Source organism: Streptomyces sp. F001, from assembly GCF_004187715.1.
Lineage (GTDB): Bacteria > Actinomycetota > Actinomycetes > Streptomycetales > Streptomycetaceae > Streptomyces > Streptomyces flavusporus.
The window spans coordinates 1-22,256 of the sequence record NZ_QZWF01000025.1 but is presented as its reverse complement, the minus strand read 5'-3'; the positions used below and the strand labels follow the sequence as shown (position 1 = coordinate 22,256).

At 70.9% G+C, this 22,256-nt stretch carries 17 protein-coding genes and 1 pseudogene; 8 read left to right on the top strand and 10 right to left on the bottom strand.

The annotated features are described in order from the left end of the window. Nucleotides 1-25 precede the first annotated feature (25 nt). On the top strand, nucleotides 26-664 hold the full coding sequence (locus StrepF001_RS38730; protein ID WP_129802848.1) for a DUF2218 domain-containing protein: 639 nt from the start codon (nucleotides 26-28) through the stop codon (nucleotides 662-664). Between the two features lie 39 nt (nucleotides 665-703). Here the strand turns inward: StrepF001_RS38730 and StrepF001_RS38725 are convergent, their stop codons facing one another. From StrepF001_RS38725 to StrepF001_RS38705, 5 genes are all read right to left on the bottom strand, one after another. Beyond that, a complete protein-coding gene (locus StrepF001_RS38725; protein WP_129802847.1) occupies nucleotides 704-1,582 on the bottom strand; it encodes a F510_1955 family glycosylhydrolase in 879 nt (292 codons plus the stop codon). 154 nt (nucleotides 1,583-1,736) lie between these two features. Beyond that, nucleotides 1,737-2,387 carry a DUF305 domain-containing protein gene (locus tag StrepF001_RS38720; RefSeq protein WP_129802846.1) on the bottom strand — a complete coding sequence of 217 codons (651 nt, stop codon included), beginning with the start codon at nucleotides 2,385-2,387 and terminating at the stop codon, nucleotides 1,737-1,739. Nucleotides 2,388-2,480: 93 nt separating this feature from the next. Continuing rightward, complete coding sequence (locus StrepF001_RS38715; protein ID WP_129802845.1) at nucleotides 2,481-2,942, bottom strand: DUF6153 family protein; 462 nt, start codon at nucleotides 2,940-2,942, stop codon at nucleotides 2,481-2,483. Between the two features lie 512 nt (nucleotides 2,943-3,454). Further along, nucleotides 3,455-5,839: a heavy metal translocating P-type ATPase gene (locus StrepF001_RS38710; RefSeq protein ID WP_129802844.1), complete on the bottom strand. Its 2,385-nt coding sequence runs from the start codon at nucleotides 5,837-5,839 to the stop codon at nucleotides 3,455-3,457. 109 nt (nucleotides 5,840-5,948) lie between these two features. Beyond that, nucleotides 5,949-6,248 (bottom strand): heavy-metal-associated domain-containing protein, encoded by a 300-nt coding sequence (locus tag StrepF001_RS38705; protein WP_129802843.1) that lies wholly within the window; start codon nucleotides 6,246-6,248, stop codon nucleotides 5,949-5,951. Between the two features lie 456 nt (nucleotides 6,249-6,704). Between StrepF001_RS38705 and StrepF001_RS38700 the strand changes: the two are divergent. Further along, nucleotides 6,705-7,267, top strand: a pseudogene (locus StrepF001_RS38700) (cadmium resistance transporter). Between the two features lie 168 nt (nucleotides 7,268-7,435). On the opposite strand, the gene StrepF001_RS38695 reads toward StrepF001_RS38700, so the two are convergent. Continuing rightward, on the bottom strand, nucleotides 7,436-7,696 hold the full coding sequence (locus StrepF001_RS38695; RefSeq protein ID WP_206307074.1) for a hypothetical protein: 261 nt from the start codon (nucleotides 7,694-7,696) through the stop codon (nucleotides 7,436-7,438). A 969-nt stretch (nucleotides 7,697-8,665) separates the two neighbouring features. Between StrepF001_RS38695 and pcaC the strand changes: the two genes are divergently transcribed. Genes pcaC through StrepF001_RS38680 form a run of 3 tightly spaced genes read left to right on the top strand, consistent with a single transcriptional unit; the run spans nucleotide 8,666 to nucleotide 11,483 of the window. Next, complete coding sequence (gene pcaC / locus StrepF001_RS38690; RefSeq protein WP_129802842.1) at nucleotides 8,666-9,961, top strand: 4-carboxymuconolactone decarboxylase; 1,296 nt, start codon at nucleotides 8,666-8,668, stop codon at nucleotides 9,959-9,961. 56 nt (nucleotides 9,962-10,017) lie between these two features. Further along, nucleotides 10,018-10,653 (top strand): MBL fold metallo-hydrolase, encoded by a 636-nt coding sequence (locus StrepF001_RS38685; RefSeq protein WP_129802841.1) that lies wholly within the window; start codon nucleotides 10,018-10,020, stop codon nucleotides 10,651-10,653. A 50-nt stretch (nucleotides 10,654-10,703) separates the two neighbouring features. Next, entirely contained in the window at nucleotides 10,704-11,483 is a 780-nt protein-coding gene (locus StrepF001_RS38680; RefSeq protein WP_129802840.1) for an exodeoxyribonuclease III, read from the top strand. A gap of 6 nt (nucleotides 11,484-11,489) precedes the next feature. Here the strand turns inward: StrepF001_RS38680 and StrepF001_RS38675 are convergent, their stop codons facing one another. Next, nucleotides 11,490-13,199, bottom strand: a complete 1,710-nt coding sequence (locus StrepF001_RS38675) for an SGNH/GDSL hydrolase family protein (RefSeq protein WP_240797860.1) — start codon at nucleotides 13,197-13,199, stop codon at nucleotides 11,490-11,492. Nucleotides 13,200-13,501: 302 nt separating this feature from the next. Between StrepF001_RS38675 and StrepF001_RS38670 the strand changes: the two genes are divergently transcribed. Beyond that, nucleotides 13,502-13,909, top strand: coding sequence for a DUF6278 family protein (locus StrepF001_RS38670; protein WP_129802838.1), 408 nt, complete (start codon nucleotides 13,502-13,504; stop codon nucleotides 13,907-13,909). A gap of 220 nt (nucleotides 13,910-14,129) precedes the next feature. On the opposite strand, the gene StrepF001_RS38665 is transcribed toward StrepF001_RS38670, so the two are convergent. Next, on the bottom strand, nucleotides 14,130-15,698 hold the full coding sequence (locus tag StrepF001_RS38665) for an alpha/beta fold hydrolase (RefSeq protein ID WP_129802837.1): 1,569 nt from the start codon (nucleotides 15,696-15,698) through the stop codon (nucleotides 14,130-14,132). 301 nt (nucleotides 15,699-15,999) lie between these two features. On the opposite strand from StrepF001_RS38665, the gene StrepF001_RS38660 reads away from it, so the two are divergent. After that, entirely contained in the window at nucleotides 16,000-16,875 is an 876-nt protein-coding gene (locus StrepF001_RS38660; protein WP_206307077.1) for an alpha/beta fold hydrolase, read from the top strand. On the opposite strand, the gene StrepF001_RS38655 is transcribed toward StrepF001_RS38660, so the two are convergent. After that, on the bottom strand, nucleotides 16,858-17,625 hold the full coding sequence (locus StrepF001_RS38655; protein WP_129802836.1) for a hypothetical protein: 768 nt from the start codon (nucleotides 17,623-17,625) through the stop codon (nucleotides 16,858-16,860). The two genes, StrepF001_RS38660 and StrepF001_RS38655, sit on opposite strands and share 18 nt — an antisense overlap. Before the next feature lie 126 nt (nucleotides 17,626-17,751). Between StrepF001_RS38655 and ggt the strand changes: the two genes are divergently transcribed. Further along, a complete protein-coding gene (ggt, locus tag StrepF001_RS38650; RefSeq protein WP_129802835.1) occupies nucleotides 17,752-19,551 on the top strand; it encodes a gamma-glutamyltransferase in 1,800 nt (599 codons plus the stop codon). A 3-nt stretch (nucleotides 19,552-19,554) separates the two neighbouring features. Here ggt and StrepF001_RS38645 read toward each other — a convergent pair whose 3' ends face one another. After that, complete coding sequence (locus tag StrepF001_RS38645; RefSeq protein WP_129802834.1) at nucleotides 19,555-22,113, bottom strand: ATP-dependent Clp protease ATP-binding subunit; 2,559 nt, start codon at nucleotides 22,111-22,113, stop codon at nucleotides 19,555-19,557. Nucleotides 22,114-22,256 lie beyond the last annotated feature (143 nt).

Sequence of the window (22,256 nt, the reverse complement as noted above, 5' to 3'; positions counted from 1 at the left end):
TCGGGGCCGACAGAAAGAAAATGACATGCCAACCGCCGAAGCCCGCATCGAGACCGAACGGCCCAGCCGGTATCTCGTCCAGCTCTGCAAGCATTTCTCCAACAAGGGCCGCCACCTCGGCCGGCGGCTCCACGGCCATTCGGGCGGTGATGGGCAGGCGCTCCGTGACATGCGCGCCGTGGCGGAGCAGGCGCAGGTCGAGTGGTCCGACACCGAGGGGCAAGTCACCCTTCCCTGGGGTCGGATCACGCTGCGGGCTGCCCCTGGAGTGCTGATGCTGCGCGCTGAGGCTGCCGAAGACGACGACCTGAGGCGGCTGCAGGACCTTGCCGCCGGGCACGTCGAGAGGTTCGGCCGACGCGACGGCCTCCTGGTGAACTGGCAACCAACCGATATGCCTGCGGCTCCTCCCGAAGCCGCCGCCGGCCCTGCGCAGGTGCTGGCAGGGAACGTCGTGCCACGCCGCAGTCACCTCAAGGTGACGGCACTGGTGGCCGTCGTCGTACTCGTCCTGGCCGTACACCTGGGGCTGGGCGGCGTCCTCCTGTCGAACTGGCGGTGGACGGGCTGGGCTGCCGGCGGCATCCTGGCTGTCGTCCTGCTGAAGGTCGCGCTGCTGGGAGGGTTCGCCATTCGCCGCGGCCGGGCCTCCAGGAGCCGCTGAACACACTGCGGCACCTGGGTCCGGTGGACACGCATCAGCTCAGTGGCCGCCGCTCGACTCGACATCAAGGCGCTTGGCGAAGGATCGGCCGCCGTCCTTCGACTCGTACACCCCGGTCTGTGTGGCGGCGAGGACGTGTTCGGCACCGACGGCCGTGAGCGCCTGCGGCTGACCGCCCGGCACGGTGGTGAGCCTCTTCCACGTTGTCCCGCCGTCGGCGCTGCGGTGCAGCCAGGCCGCGGTGTCGATGCCGTACAGCGCCTCCTCCGCAGGCCACGAGAGGAAGGCCATCACCGGGTCCCCGCCCGCTGCGAAGGTCCTGCCACCGTCGGTGCTGCGGGCCACTCCATCCGCTGTCGTGGCGAGGACGAGGCCGGGATCCCGGGGGCTGACCGCGATATCGAGCGCCTCGAGCGCTGCTGCGTCCTTCCAGGTGATGCCGTCCTTGCTCGTGCGCAGCCGGCCGCTGGTGGAGTCGTACCCGTAGACGGTGTCGTGGACGTAGTCCAGGGCGTGGAAGTCGGACTCTCCAGAGAGGGACAGCGACTTCCAGCTCCGGCCGGCGTCCGTACTCTTGATCAACCCTTTGTTGCCGGGGCCGTCACTCCCTGCGCTGGGATGTCCACTGGCGAAGAAGGTCTTGCTCCCCGCCACGGTGAAGCCCATGAAGTCGTCCCTGTTGCCGCCCACCAGCGTGGGTCGGCCCTGGGCGTCAGGCGTGTAGACACCCTCATGTGTGGCGACGTACAGGCGTTGGTCGGACGGATCCAGGCCGAGGCCGTGGATGTGGCTCACGGTGACAGCGGACCCGGCACCGGCTGCGGAGGCATCCGTGGCGTCGTCGCTGTTCGAGCAGGCGGTCAGGGCGAGGCTGAGAGCGGCCGCTGTCGCTGCAGCGGCGGCAAGGCGCGTGTTCATGGCTCCTCGGAAGGATCGGCACTTGGACGCACCGGGGGAGAGGATCCGGGTGCGATGAGGGGAACCGGGGCCGTCCGGGCTGCGCAACACAAACGCTGCGCAGCCCGGACGGTGTGGCGGTGCCGGCTGAAGGTCAGGCCGGCACCGGCGGTGCTCAGAGCCGGTCGAGGATGCTCTTCAGCTGCATGACCTCGGAGGACTGGCCCTTGACGATGTCGCCCGCCATCTTCACGGCGTCGGCGTTCTTGCCGTTCTTCTGCTCGTCCTTGGCCATGCTGATCGCACCGTTGTGGTGCTCGATCATCATCTCGGCGAACATCTTGTCGAACTCGGTGCCCTTCATGCCCTTGAAGTGCTCCATGTCCGCGTCGGACATCATGCCGTCGCCGCTGCCGTGATTCATGCCGGGCATGGACTCCATCGCGGTCGGCTTGTTCCAGGACTCCAGCCAGCCCGTCATCGTCTTGATCTCGGGATCCTGGGCCTTCTCGATCTTCGCGGCGATGTCCTTGATCTCCGCGTCCGAGGCGCGGCCGTCGGCCAGCTGGGCCATCTCCAGGGCCTGCTCGTGGTGCGGGATCATCATCTGCGCGAAGGTGACGTCCGCGTCGTTGAAGTCGCCGGCCTTGGCCCCGGCCTCGGCGGTCGCCGACGCGGAGCTGTTGCCGCTGCCGTGGTCCATGCCGCTCATGTCGTCGCCGTCGCCACCGCAGGCGGCGAGGAGCACGGCGCCGGCGGCGACCGCGCCCACGGCGGCAACGCGGCGGGCAGGCTTGCGGCGCAGGGCACGCGTGAAAGAAGTCATGGTCGATTCACCTCGTGTGTCGGTTCTGGGCTGTTTTGGCTTACGCGAAGCCGCGGGGTCGCGCGTGGTGCGCGCCCGCGAGAACGGTTCGGCCTACAGCCGCAGAACTGACAAACGGGTGAGATCTGGTCCGCGTGGCGGCGGGTTGGGCCGCAGTACGGCGGCGACCTGCGCGAGCAGCTCCGCCAGCCATTCCGTGTGCCGGGCGAACGCCGACCTGAGGAGGGCGGCGAGCAGCCACGCGCCGAACAGGACTGCCAGGCACAGCGAGAGCATGTCCATGGCCATGGCGGGCTGGTGCGCGGCTGACGGGTCCGCGGGGTCTGTCGCGTGACTGCCCACGCCCGCCTCGGTGTCGGCTGGAACGCTCATGGGCGTGTGGGCCGCGGCGGCTGCGTCCGTTGTCGTGGCGTGGGACGCGGTGGTCATGGCGGAGTCGTGCGAGGTGTCGGGGTGTCCCAGGGTGTGCATCGTGAAGACGCCCAGCGCGAGCACCACGACGAGCAGCAGGTGCCCGAGGGCGCCTCCTGTGCGTACGTGCCGACTCGCCTTCACTCCGGTTCCCGTCCTTCGCTGTTCTGGATCTGCTTTCCGACAGTACCCAAAGGACACGGGCCGCGCCGCAAGGGGATGCGTCTGACGGCCGGCCCAGGGCGGATCAACGCTGCGCGTGGTCGTCCCGCGGAGCCCTCGCGTCTGTGCACGCGCCCGGACATGACGCGCCCGCGCCGCCCTTCTGGCTGAGATGGGTGGCCAGCGCCTGGAGCAGCGCGGCGGCCGTCATCCTCGCCAGCGGGTGGTCGACTGCACGTCGAAGAGTGCTGTTCCGCGATGGAGTGTGCACCGTCGACGTCCTCTCCTGTCGGTGTGCTTGCGCCGCTGGCGTGGTCGAATGCCGCCTGGTTCTAAGTACCCCCGGAGGGTATCTGATTTAGGGGAGCGACTTACGCCTGGGGGTATGAAAGAGGGTGGCGAGACGAGGGTCTGGGCACGGGAAGACGACGCCGCCTGGCCACCGTCCCGAAGGACAGCCGCCAGGCGGCAGGCAGCCCGGTTCTTGGGAGGGCCTACTTGAAGGACCGAAGACGCAGGCTGTTGGTGACGACGAAGACCGACGAGAAAGCCATAGCGGCACCGGCGATCATGGGGTTCAGCATGCCGGCGGCGGCCAGCGGCAGGGCTGCGACGTTGTAGCCGAAGGCCCAGAAGAGGTTGCCCTTGATGGTGGCCAGGGTCCTGCGGGAGAGGCGGATGGCGTCCGCCGCGACGCGCAGGTCGCCGCGGACGAGGGTCAGGTCGCCCGCCTCGATGGCCGCGTCGGTGCCGGTGCCCATGGCCAGGCCCAGGTCGGCGGTGGCGAGGGCGGCCGCGTCGTTGACGCCGTCGCCGACCATGGCGACCGTACGGCCCTCGGCCTGGAGCCGCTTGACCACGTCGACCTTGTCCTGCGGCAGCACTTCGGCGATGACCTCGTCAATGCCGACAGCCTTGGCGACCGACTCGGCGACGAGCTGGTTGTCGCCGGTCAGCAGGACGGGCTTGAGGCCCAGTCGGCGCAGCTCCGCCACGGCCTCGGCGCTGGTCCCCTTGATCGCGTCGGCGACGGTGAGGACACCGCGCGCCTTTCCGTCCCAGGCGACGGCGACCGCCGTGCGTCCCTCGGCCTCCGCGGCGGCCTTGGCCTCGGCCAGTTCGCGGGGCAGCTCGATGACCCAATCCGTAAGGAGCTTCTCGCGGCCGACGAGGACGGCGTGCCCGTCGACGACGCCCTGGACGCCGAGGCCCGCGACGTTCTCGAAGTTCTCCGGCACCGGCAGGCTTCCGGTCCTCCCCCACTCTCGGCTTCGCTCGAGCGGGGGGACCCCCACGACCGCTCCGGTCGCGATGGCCTGGGCGATCGGGTGCTCGGAGGCGTGCTCCAACGCGCCCGCCAGTCGCAGCAGTTCGCCCTCGTCCTCGCCTGGTGCGGTGAACACGTCCTGCAGCTGCATGCGGCCCGTGGTCACCGTGCCGGTCTTGTCCAGGACGACCGTGTCGACCCGGCGGGTGGACTCCAGGACCTCCGGGCCCTTGATGAGGATACCGAGCTGGGCGCCGCGGCCGGTGCCGACCATCAGGGCGGTCGGGGTGGCGAGCCCGAGGGCGCACGGGCAGGCGATGATCAGGACCGCAACGGCGGCGGTGAAGGCGGCGGTCGCATCGCCCGTGACGCCGAGCCAGGCGCCGAGGGTGGCGGCGGCGATCAGCAGGACCGCGGGGACGAAGACGCCGGAGATCCGGTCGGCGAGGCGTTGCACCTCGGCCTTGCCGTTCTGCGCGTCCTCGACCAGCTTCGTCATGCGGGCGAGTTGCGTGTCGGAGCCGACCCGGGTCGCCTTGACCACCAGCCGCCCGCCGGCGTTCATGGTCGCCCCGGTCACCGCGTCGCCGACGGTCACGTCCACCGGCACCGACTCGCCGGTCAGCATGGAGGCATCCACCGCCGAAGCGCCCTCCACGACGGTCCCGTCGGTCGCGATCTTCTCCCCGGGGCGTACGACGAACCGGTCGCCGACCGCCAACTGCGCGACGGGGATGCGCACTTCCGTGCCGCCCACCCGTCTCCCACCACCGCCCTCAACCGAGAGCGCTTCGCGCTCGCCCCCCTCGTATCGCAGCACCGAGACGTCCTTCGCGCCCAGTTCCACCAGCGCCCTGAGCGCGGCACCCGACTTGCGCTTGGACTTCGCCTCCAGGTAGCGCCCGGCGAGGATGAACGTGGTCACCCCGGCTGCGGCCTCCAGGTAGATGGAGGACGACCCGTCCGAGCGGGAGATGGTGAACTCGAAGCCGTGCCGCATGCCCGGCATGCCGGCGTGGCCGAAGAACAGCGCCCACAGCGACCAGCCGAGCGCAGCGAGTGTGCCGATCGACACCAGGGTGTCCATGGTCGCGGCACCGTGCCGGGCATTGGTCCAGGCCGCCTTGTGGAAGGGGAACGCGCCCCAGACGACCACGGGAGCGGCGAGTGTCAGCGACAGCCATTGCCAGTTGTCGAACTGCAGGGCCGGGACCATCGCCATCAGGACGACCGGCACCGAGAGCGCGAGCGACACGAACAGCCGCTGCCGCAGGGAGAGCAGCTCCCCGTCCGCAGCCGGCGGAGCCGCCAGGGCCTCGTCCTCCTCGTCGGCCGGGGGAGTGGGCGGAGACGGCTGGGCGGCCGTGTAGCCGGTCTTCTCGACGGTGGCGAGAAGGTCGGCGACCTCGACCGTGCCCGGGTAGAAGATCTTCGCCTTCTCGGTGGCGAAGTTGACGGTCGCCGTGACGCCGTCCATGCGGTTGAGCTTCTTCTCTATGCGGGCCGCGCACGAGGCGCAAGTCATGCCGCCGATGGAGAGCTCGATCTCGGCGACGGGCGCGGGCGCGGGTGCCTGGCCGGGAAGCGTTCTCTCGGAAGCCGTGCTGGACATGGAGATTCTCCTGGGGAAGGCCGGGACGTACGGCGTCCGTATCAGCGGAGCGATACGTCCCCGCGGGGAGGACAGCGCAGGGCCCGGGGCCGTCCGGCCCCGGACGGGCTCATGCCGTGCCGACGAGCTCGTAGCCTGCCTCGTCGACGGCGGCGCGGACGGCCTCCGCGTCGAGCGGCGCGGCGGAGGTGACGGTCACCTCGCCGGACTGGGCGACGGCCTTGACCGCGGTGACGCCGTCCAGCGCGGATATCTCCTGCGAGACCGCGCCCTCGCAGTGGCCGCAGGTCATGCCGGACACCTTGTAGACGGTGGTGATCCCGCCGCCCTCGGAGCCGGCCGCCGCGGTGCCGGAGTGGCACGAACCGTCGGTAGAGCAGCAGGAGCCGGAGTTCTTCTGGTCGGTCATGGCTTCGTCCTCAGGTATCGACGCAGGGGTGCTTCGCGAGGGGCTCGATCGCTCCCCTGAGCCCTCGACGCGGTCAACGATATACCCCCCTGGGGTATTCCTGGAGTGTGATGCGGCCCACGAAGTCCCAGTCCCCCCTGACGGGGCGCCTGTCGGGGCGCTGAGCACCGCGGGCGCCTCCTCGTCCACTCGCTGCAGGAGCGGATCGGCACGGCCGGCATTCCTGAGTCCGCGCGAGTTGGCCGGTGCCGGGAGCGGTCTGCCGGGATGGAGAGCGGCCCGGTGATGAGAACCTCCGAAGAAATCCCCGGTGACGCTCTTGATCCCAGCTCCGTTACGCCTTCAACGGCCGGGGAGCCTGGTGTCGGTGGACCGGCGCGTGCCGGGTACTGTCGCCGGGCAGCCGAGCAAAGGGGTCCATCTGTGAACCTGGGCATCGTTGGACAGGCGGCCTAGCTGTTCGCCGTCACCAACATCGACGACATCCTGATCCTGTCGCTGTTCTTCGCCCAGGGCGCGGGTCGCCGCGGCTCCGTCCGTCGGATCGTTCTCGGCCAGTACCTTGGTTTCGCCGCCATCCTGGCCGTCGCGGTCGCCGCGGCGTTCGGGGCGACCTTCCTGCCGGAGTCGGCCACCCCTTACCTCGGCCTGCTACCGCTCGCTCTCGGCCTGAAGGCGGCCTGGCAGGCGTGGCAGCACCGCAACGACGCGGACGACGAGCAGGACGCGGCCGAGGGGCGACCGAAAGTGCTGGAGGTCGCCGCCGTCACCTTCGCCAACGGCGGCGACAACATCGGCGTCTACGTCCCCGTGTTCGCTACCGCCGGCGTGGGCGGGATGAGCGTGTACGCGGTCGTCTTCCTGGTCCTGGTGGCCCTCTGGTACTTCGCGGGTCGGTTCTTCGCCACCCCCCGATCATCGCCAAGGCGCTCAGCCGGTGGGGTCACGTTCTTCTCCCCTTGGTCCTGATCGTCCTCGGGCTGCTCATCCTCATCGAAGGCGGCGCCTTCGGCCTGTAATGCCGGGTAGGGAGCCTCGAGGAGCAGGTCTGTCCCCATTCCGAGCAAGGGGTGGGGAAATTCAAATGCAAAGAGCCTCAACACCGGAGCAGGCGTGCGAGTTCCTCAGCCCGTGCTGGCCTTGCCCCCCTGGGTCGGGAGCCCGGCCCGCCGAAGGGAGCGTGCCCGCTAAACGGCCGTCATCAGCAGCATGGCGGACATGGTCCCGCCCATGCCGACGTGAGCGGCCAGGGCCGCCTCCGGCGCGGCGCCGATCCTTCGGCGCCGTCCGCCGTGGCGCCCTCGTTCTGTCGCGCGGGCCCTGTCCCACACAGCGAGCGTCAGCGACGCCAGGAACACCATCACCGTGTCCGGCATGGTCAGCAGCCAACGCCCCCAGCCGTGGCGCCGACCGCTGTCGCGACCGCCGGCGCGGCTGTTCCGCTCCACGCCGCCCCGGACGTGCGGGGCAACGTGCTGGGCGCCCTGACCGTCGCCACCAATCCTGATCTGCTGTGGGAGCGCACTACCGGCAAGATCGACGCGGCCATGCTGCCGGAGTTCGTCTGCTCCCAGCTGGCTGGCCTGCCCGGCGGGGCCGCCGCCCTGCCCCTAGCGGCGGACGGTGTCGGGGCTCTGCCCGTCTGGCGGCGGTCCCGGCCGTGCACGGTGGTGCTGGACAACGCCTCCGCACGTGGCCAAGGCGTTCAAGGGCCGCCGCGACCAGCTGGCGAAGATCGGGGTGGAGCTGTTCTACCTACCGCCCCGCAGCCCCGAGCTCAACGACATCGAACTCATCTGACGCTCGGCCAAGTACGAGGACTGTCCCCACCGCTCCCACACCTGCATCGAAGCCATCGGCACAGCCGTGGACCAGGCACTGACCCACCAGCAGACCCGCGTCCAAGGATCAGCAGCGAACTTCACCAAAGCCGCTAGCACAGGAGGCCCCATGGGGAGCGGGACTTTCGGAAGTACGCCGTCGTTGGGGCGGCTGTGTGGGGAGGATCGACGAGTGCTGTCCCGTGCCGGGGTCTGACTCGTGTGAGAGCTGGCCGGGTGCCTTGTTACGGATGTGTCGATCTTTGGGTGTGGGGTGGTGCGTGTCGGCACCGGGCCGGTGGGGCGTGTCCCGATAGGGGCCTGCCGATCATTGTGGCGGCCTCACGATTCTGACCGCCTGACGCGGCCCGGCACCGGCAACGCGACGCGCAGTGGGACCGGAAGGGGAACAGGCAGGTTCGGCCATGAGCACATCGATCGAGTTCCCGGCCACTACGCCGGGATACCGCGATCTGGTGCAGTGGGCGACGAAGTCGGCAGCCCTAGGGGCGGCCCGGGAGGTCTTCCACCTGGTCAGATAGCTACACCAGGCCCCCGCTCATAGGGGCTGTCGTGACAGATGAGAGGCTCAGGCGGGTGAGCGAGACACCACCGAACACCCTGCAATACCGCTTTGACGGGCCAGAAGACGCACCTGTCCTGATCTTGGGTCCCTCACTGGGTACCACATGGCACATGTGGGACCGGCAGGTCCCGGAGCTGACCAAGCAGTGGCGGGTCTTCCGGTTCGACCTGCCCGGACACGGCGGCGCCCCCGCCTACCCCGCGGGCTCCGTCGCCGACCTCACCGACCGGCTGCTCGCCACGCTCGAGGCTCTGGGCGTGCAGCGTTTCGGCTACGCGGGCTGCGCTCTCGGCGCCGCGGTCGGCGTCGAACTGGCCCTGCGCCACCCCGAGCGCCTCGCCTCACTCGCGGTGATCGCCGCCTCGCCGCGCTTCGGCACGGCCGACGAGTTCCGCCAGCGCGGCGTGATCGTGCGGACGAACGGGCTCGACCCGATCGCCCGTACCGCACCCGACCGCTGGTTCACCGCCGGGTTCGCCGCCGCCCAGCCGGCGATCACCGAGTGGGCGGTGCAGATGGTGCGCACCACCGACCCCGGCTGCTACATCGCCGCCTGCGAGGCACTCGCCACGTTCGACGTACGGCCGGAACTCGGCCGCGTGGGTGTGCCGACGCTGGTCCTGGTCGGCTCGGAGGACCAGGTCACCGGCCCCGCCGAGGCCCGTACGCTGGTCGCCGGCATACCGGACGCGCGTCTCGCCGTCGTACCCGGCGCCTCCCACCTGGTTCCCGTGGAACAGCCCGCGGCGGTCACGGACCTGCTGGTCACCCACTTCTCCACCGCCTGGCAGCCCGGCTTCGACGCCACCGGCCAGATGGCCATCGCGGCGGCCCCCGTCAAGCCGGTCCTCGCCGCGGTGCCGGCGCAGTCCGCGCCGATCGCCGAGATCGCCCCGGCTGCTGCGGAACCGCTGGGCGCGGGACGGCCGGACCCGTACGACGCCGGGATCAAGGTGCGCCGGGAGGTGCTCGGCGACGCGCACGTCGACCGCGCGCTGGCGCAGGCCGACGAGTTCTCGGGGGACTTCCAGGAGTTCATCACCCGCTACGCCTGGGGCGAGATCTGGGGCCGGCCCGGCCTGGACCGCCGTACCCGCAGCTGCATCACCCTCACCGCCCTGGTCGCGGGCGGTCACCTGGACGAGCTCGCCTTCCACGTCCGCGCCGCCCTGCGCAACGGCCTCACCCCGGCCGAGATCAAGGAGGTGCTGCTCCAGGCGGCCGTCTACTGCGGCGTACCGGCGGCGAACAGCGCGTTCAAGGTGGCCCAGCAGGTCATCAGGGAGGAGACCACGCCCCAGGAGTGAGCCCGGCTCGGTCGGCGGCCGAGGCCCGCAGCGCCGGACCGGGGCAGGATGGACCCATGAAGCTCACGAAGAAGTCGCACGCGTGCGTCCGGCTCGAGAAGGACGGGCAGACGCTCGTTCTCGACCCCGGTGGATTCAGTGAGGCGGACGCCGCAGTCGGCGCGGACGCGATCCTCGTCACACACGAGCACCCCGACCACTTCGACGAGGAGCGGCTGCGAGCCGCCATGGAGGCCGACCCGGCCGCCGAGATCTGGACGCTCAGGTCCGTCGCGGAGAAGATCTCGGCGGCGTTCCCGGGCCGCGTCCACACCGTCGGCCACGGCGACACGTTCACCGCGGCGGGCTTCGACGTCCAGGTGCACGGTGAACTCCACGCGGTGATCCACCCGGACATCCCGCGCATCACCAACGTCGGCTATCTGATCGACGGCGGCCGGGTCTTCCACCCCGGCGACGCCCTCACGGTCCCCGACCGGCCGGTGGAGACGCTGATGCTGCCGGTCATGGCCCCGTGGAACAAGATCTCCGAGGTCATCGACTACGTACGTGAGGTCAAGCCGCAGCGCGCCTACGACATCCACGACGCCCTCCTCACCGACCTCGCCCGCCCGATCTACGACAACCAGATCGGCGCCCTGGGCGGCGCGGAGCACCTGCGGCTGGCGCCCGGAGCCTCGGCGGAGCTGTGACGACGACAGGGCGGGCCGCGTTGTCGGACCCACCCGGTACGTTGTGAGGCATGCGCATCGCGACCTGGAACGTCAACTCGATCACCGCCCGCCTTCCGAGGCTGCTGGCCTGGCTGGAGAGCAGCGGCACCGATGTGCTCTGCCTGCAGGAGGCCAAGGTCGCCGAGGAGCAGTTCCCCTTCGAGCAGCTGCGCGAGCTGGGCTACGAGTCCGCGGTCCACGCCACCGGCCGGTGGAACGGCGTGGCGGTGCTCTCCCGCGTCGGCCTCGAGGACGTCGTCAAGGGCCTGCCCGGCGACCCCGGCTTCGACGGCGTGGTGGAGCCCCGCGCCATCTCCGCGACCTGCGGCCCGGTCCGCCTCTGGTCGGTGTACGTGCCGAACGGCCGTGAGGTGGAGCATCCTCACTACGCCTACAAGCTCCAGTGGTTCGAGGCCCTGAAGGCAGCCGTCGCGGGCGACGCGGGCGGCAGCCGCCCGTTCGCCGTGCTGGGCGACTACAACGTGGCTCCGACGGACGACGACGTCTACGACGTGGCCGTGTTCGAGAACAGCACCCACGTCACCCCCGCCGAGCGTGCCGCCCTGGCCTCCCTGCGCGAGACGGGCCTGTCCGACGTGGTCCCGCGCCCCCTGAAGTACGAGCACCCGTTCACGTACTGGGACTATCGCCAGCTCTGCTTCCCCAAGAACCGCGGTATGCGGATCGACCTGGTGTACGGCAACGAGCCGTTCGCGACGGCGGTCAAGGACGCGTACGTGGACCGGGAGGAGCGCAAGGGCAAGGGCGCCTCGGACCATGCGCCGGTCGTAGTGGACCTGAACGTGTAGCGGCCCTCACAGCAGCGTCAGGTCCACCGAGTGCGCGAGCGCCGCGAGCCCCGCGTCGTTCGGGTGCAGGTGGTCCCCGCTGTCGTAGACCGGAGCCAGCCGCGTCGGCTGCTGCGGGTCCCGTAGCACCGCGTCGAGGTCCAGCACCCCGTCGAAGACGTCGGTGTCCCGGAGCCACGCGTTGACGGCGGTCCGCTCGGCTTCCACGGCCGCCGTGCACCCGGCCTGGCCGCCGCACGGCAGGAGTGTGCCCGCCAGCACGCGAAGTCCCCGTGCGTGCGCGCGGTCCGCGATCTCCTGGAGCCCGGCCGTCACCTCATCCGCGGTCGAGCCCGACAGCAGGTCGTTGACGCCCTCGAAGGCGATCAGCGTACGCACCGACGTCTGGGCGTGTACGTCCCGGTCGAGCCGGTTGAGCGCGCTCACCCCGCCCGTATCCCTGGAGACCCCGTCTCCCGGGTAGCGGTCGGTGACCACACGGTTGCCGCCGATGCCCTGGTTGAGCACCCCGTAGTGCGGGACCAGGTCCTGTGAATGCAGTCGGGCGGCCAGCACATCGGGCCAGCGCCGGTTGGCGTCCACCGTGGACCTGTCGCCGTCGGTGATCGAGTCGCCGAGCATCACCACCGACCCGGGCCCGCCGCCGACGTCCACCCCGGTCAGCAGCGGCCAGTTCGTCAGGACCGTGGCGTACGCCGACGCCGAGCCGTCCGCGGCGTGGTCGCCCGGTCCGCTCAGATACGACCGCTGCTGCGCGAGCCGGTGCACGGGCGCCGCTGGAACCGTCCCCGGCAGATGAAAGCTGACCAGCAGGTTGGTGTCGGCGGGCACGTCGAAGGCGAGCGGGTCGCTGTACACCTGCGCCCCGGCCGGGACCTCGACGCCCGCCGCCCTCCCGAAGGTCACCGGCACCGGCGTGCCCCGCGCCGTCGCGCCCGCCCGCTGCACGGCCACCGTCGCGCTCCCGATCTGTACCGGAGCCGCTGCGAAGGTGTTGTCGAAGCGCAGCCGCACCATCGGCCCGCCCGCCGAGGTGTGCACCACCAGCCGCAGTGTCCGGTCGGTCCACGGCCCCACGGCCTGGTAACCGGACGTCGCCGTCGCCCAGCTGCCTGTCCAGCCGGGCGCGGCCGTCCGCACCGACAGGGCGAACACATGCAGGTCGGTCGCGCGGGGCAGCTGCACGGAGGCGAGCGCGCGCCCCGGCACGATCGGCACGGTCACGACGTACAGCCGTGCCTTCTCGGCGAGTTGGCCGCCGGGCGTGTTGACGTGGGGGAGGGCCACCGCCTTGGTGGCGAGCGGGCCCCGGCGCCAGTCGGGCGCGCCGAGCACGTACGTCGACCGGCTCCCGTCGGCGTACGAGACCGTGCCCGAGCCGGTGACCTCGTCGCCGGCGGTGCTCGCGACCAGGAAGGCGAGCGCGTCGCCGGTGCCGTACAGCCACACGCTCTGGCCGTCGGCCCGGACGTTGTCGGGCTCGCCCGCCGCCCGGTCCGGCCAGGTCAGCGTGGCGCCCTGCACGGTCAGCGCGCGGCCCGGCGTCCAGCCCGCGGCGTCGAGGTCCTGGGCGGAGAGGGAGGCACCCGAGCCGTCGAAGTCGGCTTCGGCGGGGCTGGTGTCCTCGCTGACGGCCGTGTTGTCGAAGAGCTGCTCCAGCGGCAGTGGCGCGGATGTCTCCTCGACGGTGGCCTGTGCGGAGGTCGTGAGCAGCACGGATCCGAAGAGGATGAGGACGGCTGCGAGCCCCCGGACACCTCGGCGTACCAACCGACCCTCCCTGTTCTCCGGTGATCCGGGCTGACCGGACCGACCGCACTGACCGGACTTCTCCGGCCTGCTCCGGCCTGCTCCGGCCTGCTCCGGACCGAGACGAACGACGCACGGGAAGCTAGAAAGGAGGCGGCGGCCCGGTCAACGAACCATGAGCGAACACTGCATGAAACCGCCCGGACGACCGGACACGATCACCCGCGCGCCTGTGGTGCGCACGCGGGTGCGAATGACAGGCTGGACGTATGAACATCCCTTTCCTCGGCCACCGCCGCCAGCGGCCCCCGATCCCCGACCCCACGGGCATCGCCGAGCTCCTGGCCGAGTGCGAGCTGCTCCGCTCCCAGGCGGGCCGGGCGGGTGTCCGACTCGACGACACATCAGCCTCGTTGGAGGCGCTCGACCAGCTGCTGCCGCGCTGGCGGGACGACGAGGAGATCCTGCCCTGGCTGGGCAACGACGCCGGTCTGTATCTGGGCACCGTCATCGTGCGCACGGTGCCGGGCGCGGCCTGGGAGATCTGGCCCGACGGCCAGCCGGTGGTGCGGCTGGAGTCCGGCCGCGAGTTCGACGTGGTGGCCTCCGGTCACGAGTGGGCCGCGCATGGTGTACCGGAGCTGTCCCAGCTGTACGCGGAGGTCGCCGAGTCCTGACCCGCCCGCACCGAGCGGGGGACCGGCCCTCGCCCCCATCTGCTGTTCGACACCGGCTCGTTGACCCAGTCCGAACCTGTGTTCCCCGACCGGCCGGAGGCCGGGTCCCTGCTCTGCCCCATCGGTCGGGCCGTCGCTGCGCACCTCGACTACTATGTGCCGTTCATCCCGTAGGGGGCAGCAGTACCCCGAGCCAAGCCCGCCCGGCAGCGGCCGCAGATCACTGCTCGCGCAGCGGAATCGACACGTACGACGGGTCGTTCGGCGGCGAGGAGAAGGTCAGCCGCCCGCCGGACGGGTTGTGCTCGATATAGAGCGGGTCGACCGTGTCGACGACCAGGGCGAGACGGTGCCCTGCCGGGACGTCGTAGGCCGTGGAGAACAGCTCCAGGTCGACGCCGAACGGCTTGCCGGGCGTTCGCCCGTGGAAGGTGAACGGCGCGTTGCTGATCAGCTTGCCGAGGCCGAGCGGGCCCACGTCGTAGAGGTATGCGACGAGGGTTCCGCTCTCCTTGGTTGGCGTGATGGTCGTGTGCAGCTTCGCCGTACCGCGCACGTGCTGGGCGGTGGCGTACTTCTCCGACTGCCAGACGGCGGCCCAGCGGCGCGGGAGCAGGGGGATCGAGGCCATCGGGGGGACCTGGGCGACCTGGTCGAGGATGCTCGACAGGAAGATGATCCCGCCGTCCGCCCCGGAGTTGACGTTCGTGTGGATCGTGGTGGTGTCCGCGAGGGCGATCTTCCGGCTCGTCGCGGTGACCGACTTCCAGTCCGGGTAGTCCTCGTAGCCGCCCCCGGAACGGGACTTGAGGCGGACCGGCTGTTCACGGTCGATGCCGTTGTCCGCGCCCTTGAGGTGGTGGTCGAACCAGCGCCCGGTGTCGGTCCACACGTCGTTGGGCAGCCCGAACAGTCCCGTCACCTCGGCGGTGGCGTGGTCGCCGGGGCGCAGCTGAAGCCTCTTGGGGACGGTCAGCTTCTCGTAGAAGTCCGCGTACTGGTTGGGCGGGAAGATCGTGTCGCCCCAGGCGTTGGCGAGCATGACCGCGGTGCCGTTGGCGTTGAAACGGTCGACGTAGGTCGCGGGGGAACGTTTCTTCCCCCAGGCGATCAGCTCGTCCTCCCGGTCCAGATCGGAGGCGAAGAAATCCTTGAAGATCTGCTGGAGTTCGGGGCTGGGGCGACCGGTGAGCGTGCCTGCGCCGTTCAGCAGGGCGGCGGCCTGGGAGTGCTGGGTGCGGCCGGAGTAGATCGAGTCGATCAGGTCGGCCCAGCCGCTGAGTGCGGCGACCGCCCTGACCCGCTTGTCGTGCGCGGCGGCGAGCAGGCTGATGCCGGCCCCGTACGAGACGCCCGCCATGCCGATGCGCCCGGCGTCGGCCGGGGTGTTGGCGAGCGCCCAGTCGATGACCCTGGAGGCGTCGGCGATGTCGGGCGGTCCGGCGACCTCGATGTGTCCGCCGGACTGCCAGAAGCCGCGCACGTTGTAACTGACCACGACATACCCGGCGTCGGCGAGCTTCTGGGCCTGGGCGAGGTACTCGACCTGGGGCAGGCCCCAGCTGGTGGGCAGGACGAGCAGGGGGTAGCGGTCACCGGCGCCGGCGCCCGCGGGCGTGACGACGTTCGCCTTGAGGACGGTGCCGCCGTCGCCGGTGACGTCGACGAAGCGGACGCTGTTCGGGGCCGCCTGGGCGGCGGGGGCGAGCCCGAGGGCGCTACCGGCGACCAGGGTCGCGGAGACGGCGCCCACGGCGGTCGTGCGCAGGGCCTTGCGAGGCAGTCCCACGGGCCACTCCTCACTCGTGTCAGTGAAAGTGACCCGACGGTAACCGGCACCACTTACCGTAGGTAACCCGTCGGTAAGTTACGTGGCAGTAACGATTGAGCGTTGAAGATCTCCGACGTGCCTCCGACCTCGGCCATACACAGTGCTGCGGGAGCCTGCAAACCGGACGCAGGCCTGAACTCGGCCCGCCTTGCGGGGTCATGGAGCGGCCCCCAGGCTGGACGCGTCCAGCACATGAGGCGATGAGAAAGGAGGCGTTGTGACGGAAGTCCTGCCGGCCTCGGAACAGCCGACGGCAGCGATGTCCGCCGAGGTGCGGCCGATCACGCTCGACGCAGCGGGCGTCTCCCTGTCCGGGCTGCTGGCCGAGCCGGAGCGGAGTGCGCCCCGGGCGACCGTGGTTGCCCTGCACGGCGGCGGTATGAGCGCGGGCTACTTCGACGGGCAGGCGCATCCCGACCTGTCCCTGCTCGCGTTGGGGGCGCGGCTCGGTTTCACCGTGCTCGCCCTGGACCGCCCCGGCTACGGCCACTCGGCCGCCCGGCTCCCGGACGGGCAGACGCTCGCCGAGCAGGCGGTGACGGTGAGCTCGGCGATCATGGAGTTCGGCGAGCGGTGTCCGACCGGTGCCGGTGTGCTGCTCGTGGGTCACTCGTACGGTGGAAAACTGGCCCTGCACCTGGCCGCCGACGGGTCCCTCGAGAGCCTCCTCGCCGTGGACGTGGCCGGGATCGGCCACCGGTTCGCCGTCGACCCGGGCAGCCTCGCCCAACTGCACGGCGTACGGCAACGGCGCTTGAACTGGGGCCCGTTGACGCTGTATCCGCCGGGCACCTTCCTGGCGAGCGGGCGGGTGGTGGCGCCGATGCCGCGCCGCGAGGCCGAGGGGGTCAGGGACTGGCCCCGGCTCTCCGACACCTTGCTGCCTCGGGTGGGGGTGCCGGTACGGCTGACCTTCGCCGAGCACGAGGCCTGGTGGCGCACCACCGACGACGACCTGGCCGACCTCGCCGGACGGTTCACGGCCGCGCCCCGCGTCCTGGTGGAGCGGCTGTCGGGCGCCGGGCACAACATCAGCCTGGGGTGGGCGGCACGGGCGTACCACCTGCGGGTGCTCGCCCACCTGGAGGAGACGCTGACGCCGCCGAGGCGGCTGCATTCAGGGGGCGCGGTGTGAGTTCCCTGGAGGAGCGGCGGCCTCCGTGGACGGCAGGGGAGCCTGTGCGGTCCGGGTCACGTCGGCGACCAGCTCGACAACGTCCGGGCCGTAGGCCTGTGAGTTGACGACCTTGAGCAGCAGGACGAAGGGCTTGGCGCCGTGCTTGCGGGCCAGCCGCTCATGGTTGCGGGCGAGATAGCGGGTAGCGGCCTGGTTGGTGATCGCGCGCTGCCCGCAGAAGAGGAACACCGGGCGTGCCTCGCGCCGCTCGCCCGCGGTCAGCCGGGCCAGCAGCACGTACTCCGTGACACCGGCCTCCATGCGGTAGCGCTCGCTGCCGATCTGGAAGGCGCCCCGGTCCGGGCCCGGTTCCGGGTCGATGTTGACGCGCACGCCGGGCAGCATGGCCGCCATATGGGCCAGCATGCGCCGGTTGGAACCGGGGCCGCCGATGCAGAACTCGGTGCGTTCGCCGAAGCCCTGCTGGACGTTGTCCTGGGTCACCATCTGCACGTTCGCTCCGCAGTCCTTGATCAATGCGGCGAGTTCCAGCAGGGCGAACACGTCGAACCGGTGGACCGCGGGCTCGGAGGCGGCCGGATCGCGGTTGACGACGAGCAGTGACTCGGAGTTCTTCGGCAGCCCGAGGAACTCCTGCTTGCGGCGGAGCTTCCGCTTCCACAGGTAGGTACGGGCGATCCAGCCCAGCCCGGCGCTGATGGCTGCCGCGATCACGCCCAGGACGATGTTGCGCACGTCGTCATTCATGGGCGCGCATGGTAGCGGGCGAAGAGAAACCGTGTTCGAGGTGATGTCTGCGCCCAGGTGTGTGATCCTGACGGGGGCATGGCAATGGATTAGGCTGCGCGAACCGGTTCCTGACTGGAGGTGCGGATGCGTCGCCCTGTCGTGCGGAAACTGACGGTCCTGGCGGTGTCCGCCGCCGTGGTGTCGGTGGGGGCCGCGGCGCCCCCGGCCCCCACGACGGCACCGGCCGAGAAAGTCCCGGTCGCCGTCGGCTACGGCGGTGCGGTCGCGAGCGTCGACGCGGACGCCTCCGCCGCCGGAATCGAGGTGCTGAGGAAGGGCGGCAACGCCGTCGACGCGGCCGTCGCCACCGCCGCCGCCCTGGGCGTCACCGAGCCCTACTCCGCCGGCATCGGCGGAGGCGGCTACTTCGTCTACTACGACGCCAGGTCCCGCAGCGTGCAGACCATCGACGGCCGCGAGACCGCGCCGCTGACCGCCGACTCGGACCTCTTCCTGGAGAACGGCAAGCCGCTCGCCCTCGCCGACGCCGTCAGCAGCGGCCTCGGCGTCGGCACCCCGGGCACGCCCGCCACCTGGCGGACGGCGCTCGACAAGTGGGGCAGCAAGCGGCTCGCCGCCCTGCTCGCGCCCGCCGAGCGGCTGGCCCGCGACGGCTTCACCGTCGACGCCACCTTCCGCGCGCAGACCGCCGCCAACGAGACCCGGTTCCGCTACTTCCCCGATACCGCCGAGCTGTTCCTGCCGAACGGTGAACTCCCCGTCGTCGGCTCCACCTTCAAGAACCCCGACCTCGCCCGCACCTACGCGGAGCTGGGCAGGAAGGGCGTCGGCGCGATCTACCGCGGCGACATCGGCGACGACATCGTCGACACCGTCAACAAGCCGCCGGTGGATCCGGCTTCGGGCTGGAACGCCCGACCCGGCGAACTGGCCGAGAAGGACCTGGCGGCCTACGACGCCAAGCTCCAGGCGCCCACGAAGACCACGTACCGCGGCCTCGGCGTCTACTCCATCGCCCCCTCCTCCTCCGGCGGCACCACCGTCGGCGAAGCCCTCAACATCCTGGAGAGCACCGACCTTTCGAAGGCGAGCGACATCCAGTACCTGCACCGCCACATCGAGGCGAGCCGGATCGCGTTCGCCGACCGCGGGCGCTGGCTCGGCGACCCCGCCTTCGAGGACGTACCGACGCAGGAACTGCTCTCCCAGCGCTATGCCGACTCCCGCGCGTGCCTGATCAAGGACGATGCCGTGCTCACCAGCCCGCTCGCGCCCGGCGACCCGCGCGACCCGGTGGCCTGTGCCACCGGTGGAAAGGCGGCGCCGACGACGTACGAGGGCGAGAACACCACCCATCTGACGGTGGCCGACAAGTGGGGCAACGTCGTCGCCTACACCCTCACCATCGAGCAGACCGGCGGCAGCGGCATCACGGTCCCCGGCCGCGGGTTCATCCTCAACAACGAGCTGACCGACTTCTCCTTCGCCCCGGCCGACCCGGCCGTGCATGACCCGAACCTGCCCGGTCCGGGCAAGCGGCCGCGGTCGTCGATCTCGCCGACGATCGTGCTCGACCGGCACAACAGGCCGGTGGTGGCGCTGGGTTCGCCCGGCGGCGCGACCATCATCACCACCGTGCTGCAGACCCTGACCGGCTTCCTCGACCGCGGGCTGCCGCTCGTCGACGCGATCGCCGCGCCGCGCGCAAGCCAGCGCAACCAGACCACCACCGAACTCGAACCGGGCCTGTACGACAGCCCGTTGAAGGCGCGGCTGGAGTCCATCGGGCACGGCTTCCGGCTCAACCCCGAGATCGGCGCGACCACGGCTGTGCAGCGGCTGCCGGACGGCAAGTGGCTGGCCGCCGCCGAGAAGGTACGGCGGGGCGGCGGCTCGGCGATGGTGGTGCGGCCGGCGTCGTAGCGTTCACAGCTCGGGAGCGGGCGGCAAGTCCTCCGTACGGAAGGCGAGCCGCCCGTCCTCCATGTCCACGGTCACCCGGCCGCCCTCGCTGACACGGCCGTCCAGAAGCATCCGTGAGAGCTGGTTGTCAACCTCCCTCTGGATCGTGCGGCGCAGCGGGCGGGCGCCGTACTCGGGCTGGTAGCCGCGCTCGGAGAGCCAGTCGACGGCCGCGTCGGTGAAGTCGACCGAGACGCCCTGGGCCCGCAGCAGGCGGCGGGTCTTGTCCAGCAGCAGGTTGGTGATCCGTTCCAACTGCTCGTGGGTCAGCTGGCGGAAGACGACGATCTCGTCGATGCGGTTGAGGAACTCGGGCCGGAAGTGCTGGCGCAGCGGCCGCAGGATCTGCTCCTGTCGCGCCTCCTCGTCGGCCTCGGCGTCGCCCTTTCCGAAGCCGATGCCGGCCCCGCCCCGGGAGATCGCCTCGGAGCCGAGGTTGCTGGTCATCACGATGACCGTGTTGGTGAAGTCGACGGTGCGGCCCTGGGCGTCGGTCAGCCGGCCGTCGTCGAGGACCTGCAGGAGGATGTTGAAGACGTCCGGGTGCGCCTTCTCCACCTCGTCCAGGAGAAGCAGCGAGTACGGGTGCCGGCGGACGACCTCGGTGAGCTGACCGGCCTCCTCGTGCCCGACGTAGCCGGGCGGGGCGCCGATCAGACGGCTGACGGTGTGCCTTTCCTGGTACTCGCTCATGTCCAGGCGGACCATGCGCTCCTCGCTGCCGAACAACGCTTCGGCCAGCGCCCGGGCCAGTTCGGTCTTGCCGACGCCGGTCGGGCCGAGGAAGAGGAAGCTGCCGATCGGCCGGTCGGGGCTGGAGAGTCCGGCCCGGGAGCGCAGCACGGCGTCGGAGACGACGCGCACCGCCTCGTCCTGGCCGACGACCCGCTCGTGCAGGTGCTCCTCCAGGCCGAGCAGCCGGTCCTTCTCCTCCTCGGTGAGGCTGCTCACCGGGATGCCGGTCTGCCGTGAGACGACCTCCGCGATCGCTTCCGCGGTGACCTCCAGATGCTGGCCCTCGTCGACCTCCTCCTCGCCGCTGGCCTCCGCGATGCGCTGCTTCAACTCGACGATACGGTCGCGCAGTTGCGTCGCCTGCTCGTACTGTTCGTCGGCGACCGCCTGGTCCTTGTCCCGGGTCAGCTGCTCGACCTCGCGCTCCATGGTCCGTACGTCCGTGCCCTTCGTCCGGGCGCGCAGCCGTACCCGGGCACCGGCCTGGTCGATCAGGTCGATCGCCTTGTCCGGCAGCCGGCGGTCGGTGAGATAGCGGTCGGACAGCTCCACGGCGGCGACGAGCGCCTCGTCGCTGTAGCGGACCTGGTGGTGGGCCTCGTAACGATCGCGCAGACCGCGCAGGATCTCGATCGCGTCCGCGGTGGTCGGCTCGGGCACCATGATCGGCTGGAAGCGGCGGGCCAGCGCCGCGTCCTTCTCGATCCGGCGGAACTCCTCCAGCGTGGTCGCGCCGACGATGTGCAGTTCGCCGCGGGCCAGGGCCGGCTTGAGGATGTTGCCGGCGTCCATGGACCCGCCTTCGCCGCCGCCTCCGGCGCCCACGACGGTGTGCAACTCGTCGATGAAGACGATCAGTTGGTCCGAATGCGTGCGGATCTCGCCGACGATGTTGTTCAGCCGCTCCTCGAAGTCCCCCCGGTAGCGGGTGCCGGCGACCACACCGGCCAGGTCCAGCGCGAAGACCCGGCGGCCACTGAGCACGTCGGGCACGTCGCCGTCGGCGATCCGCTGGGCCAGGCCCTCCACGATCGCGGTCTTGCCGACGCCCGCGTCGCCGATCAGCACCGGGTTGTTCTTGCCGCGCCGGGAAAGCACCTCGACGGTCTGCTCGATCTCCTCCTCCCGCCCGATCACCGGGTCGATACGGCCCTGGCGGGCGAGGTCGGTGAGGTCGCGGCCGTACTTGTCGAGCGTGGGGGTGCCCGTGTCGACGCGCGGCCGTTGGTCGGTGCCGGGGCGTGGCTGGGTGGCGTCGGGGGTTTCGGGCGGCAGGCCGGAGGGGGCGAAACGGGCCGCATTGAGGATGTGCCCGGCGGCCGAGTCGGGGTTCGCGGCGAGGGCGCTGAGCACGTGCTCCGGGCCGATGTAACCGGTGCCGCGCGCCCGGGCCAGGTCGTGCGCGTCCAGCAGGGCCCGCTTGGCGGCCGGCGTGAGGGAGAACGACGTCGGCGGCGGAGCCTCGCCCTGCGGGTGCTGGACCGGGCCCGACCGCTCGTCGATCTCCGTCGCCAGCGAGTCGGGGTCCGCGCCGGCCCGGCTGAGCAGGCTGCGGGTCGGTTCGGTGGCGAGGGCGGCCCGCAGCAGGTGCTGGGTGTCCAGATCACGGCTGCCGTGCTCGGCGGCGTACTGGGCGGCGCCGCGTACGAGTTCCCTGGCCGGCTGGCTGAGCAGCTGGCCGATGTTGATCTGGCGGGGGCCGGGGCGCGGGCCGCCGAAGAAGCGGGCCAGGAACTCGCCGAAGGGGTCTGAGTCGAAGCCCTCGGGGCCGGGGAAGCCGCTGGTCATCTCAGTTCCGTTTCGCTGATCGACATGCCGGGGTGCACGAGTGCCCTTGCGCTGCGCGGCTATGCGTGGGGCGCTTCTAACACCCTGGCACGATCGGGGGTGGGCGCTGTCTCTTATACACATCTGACGCTGCCGACGATCTA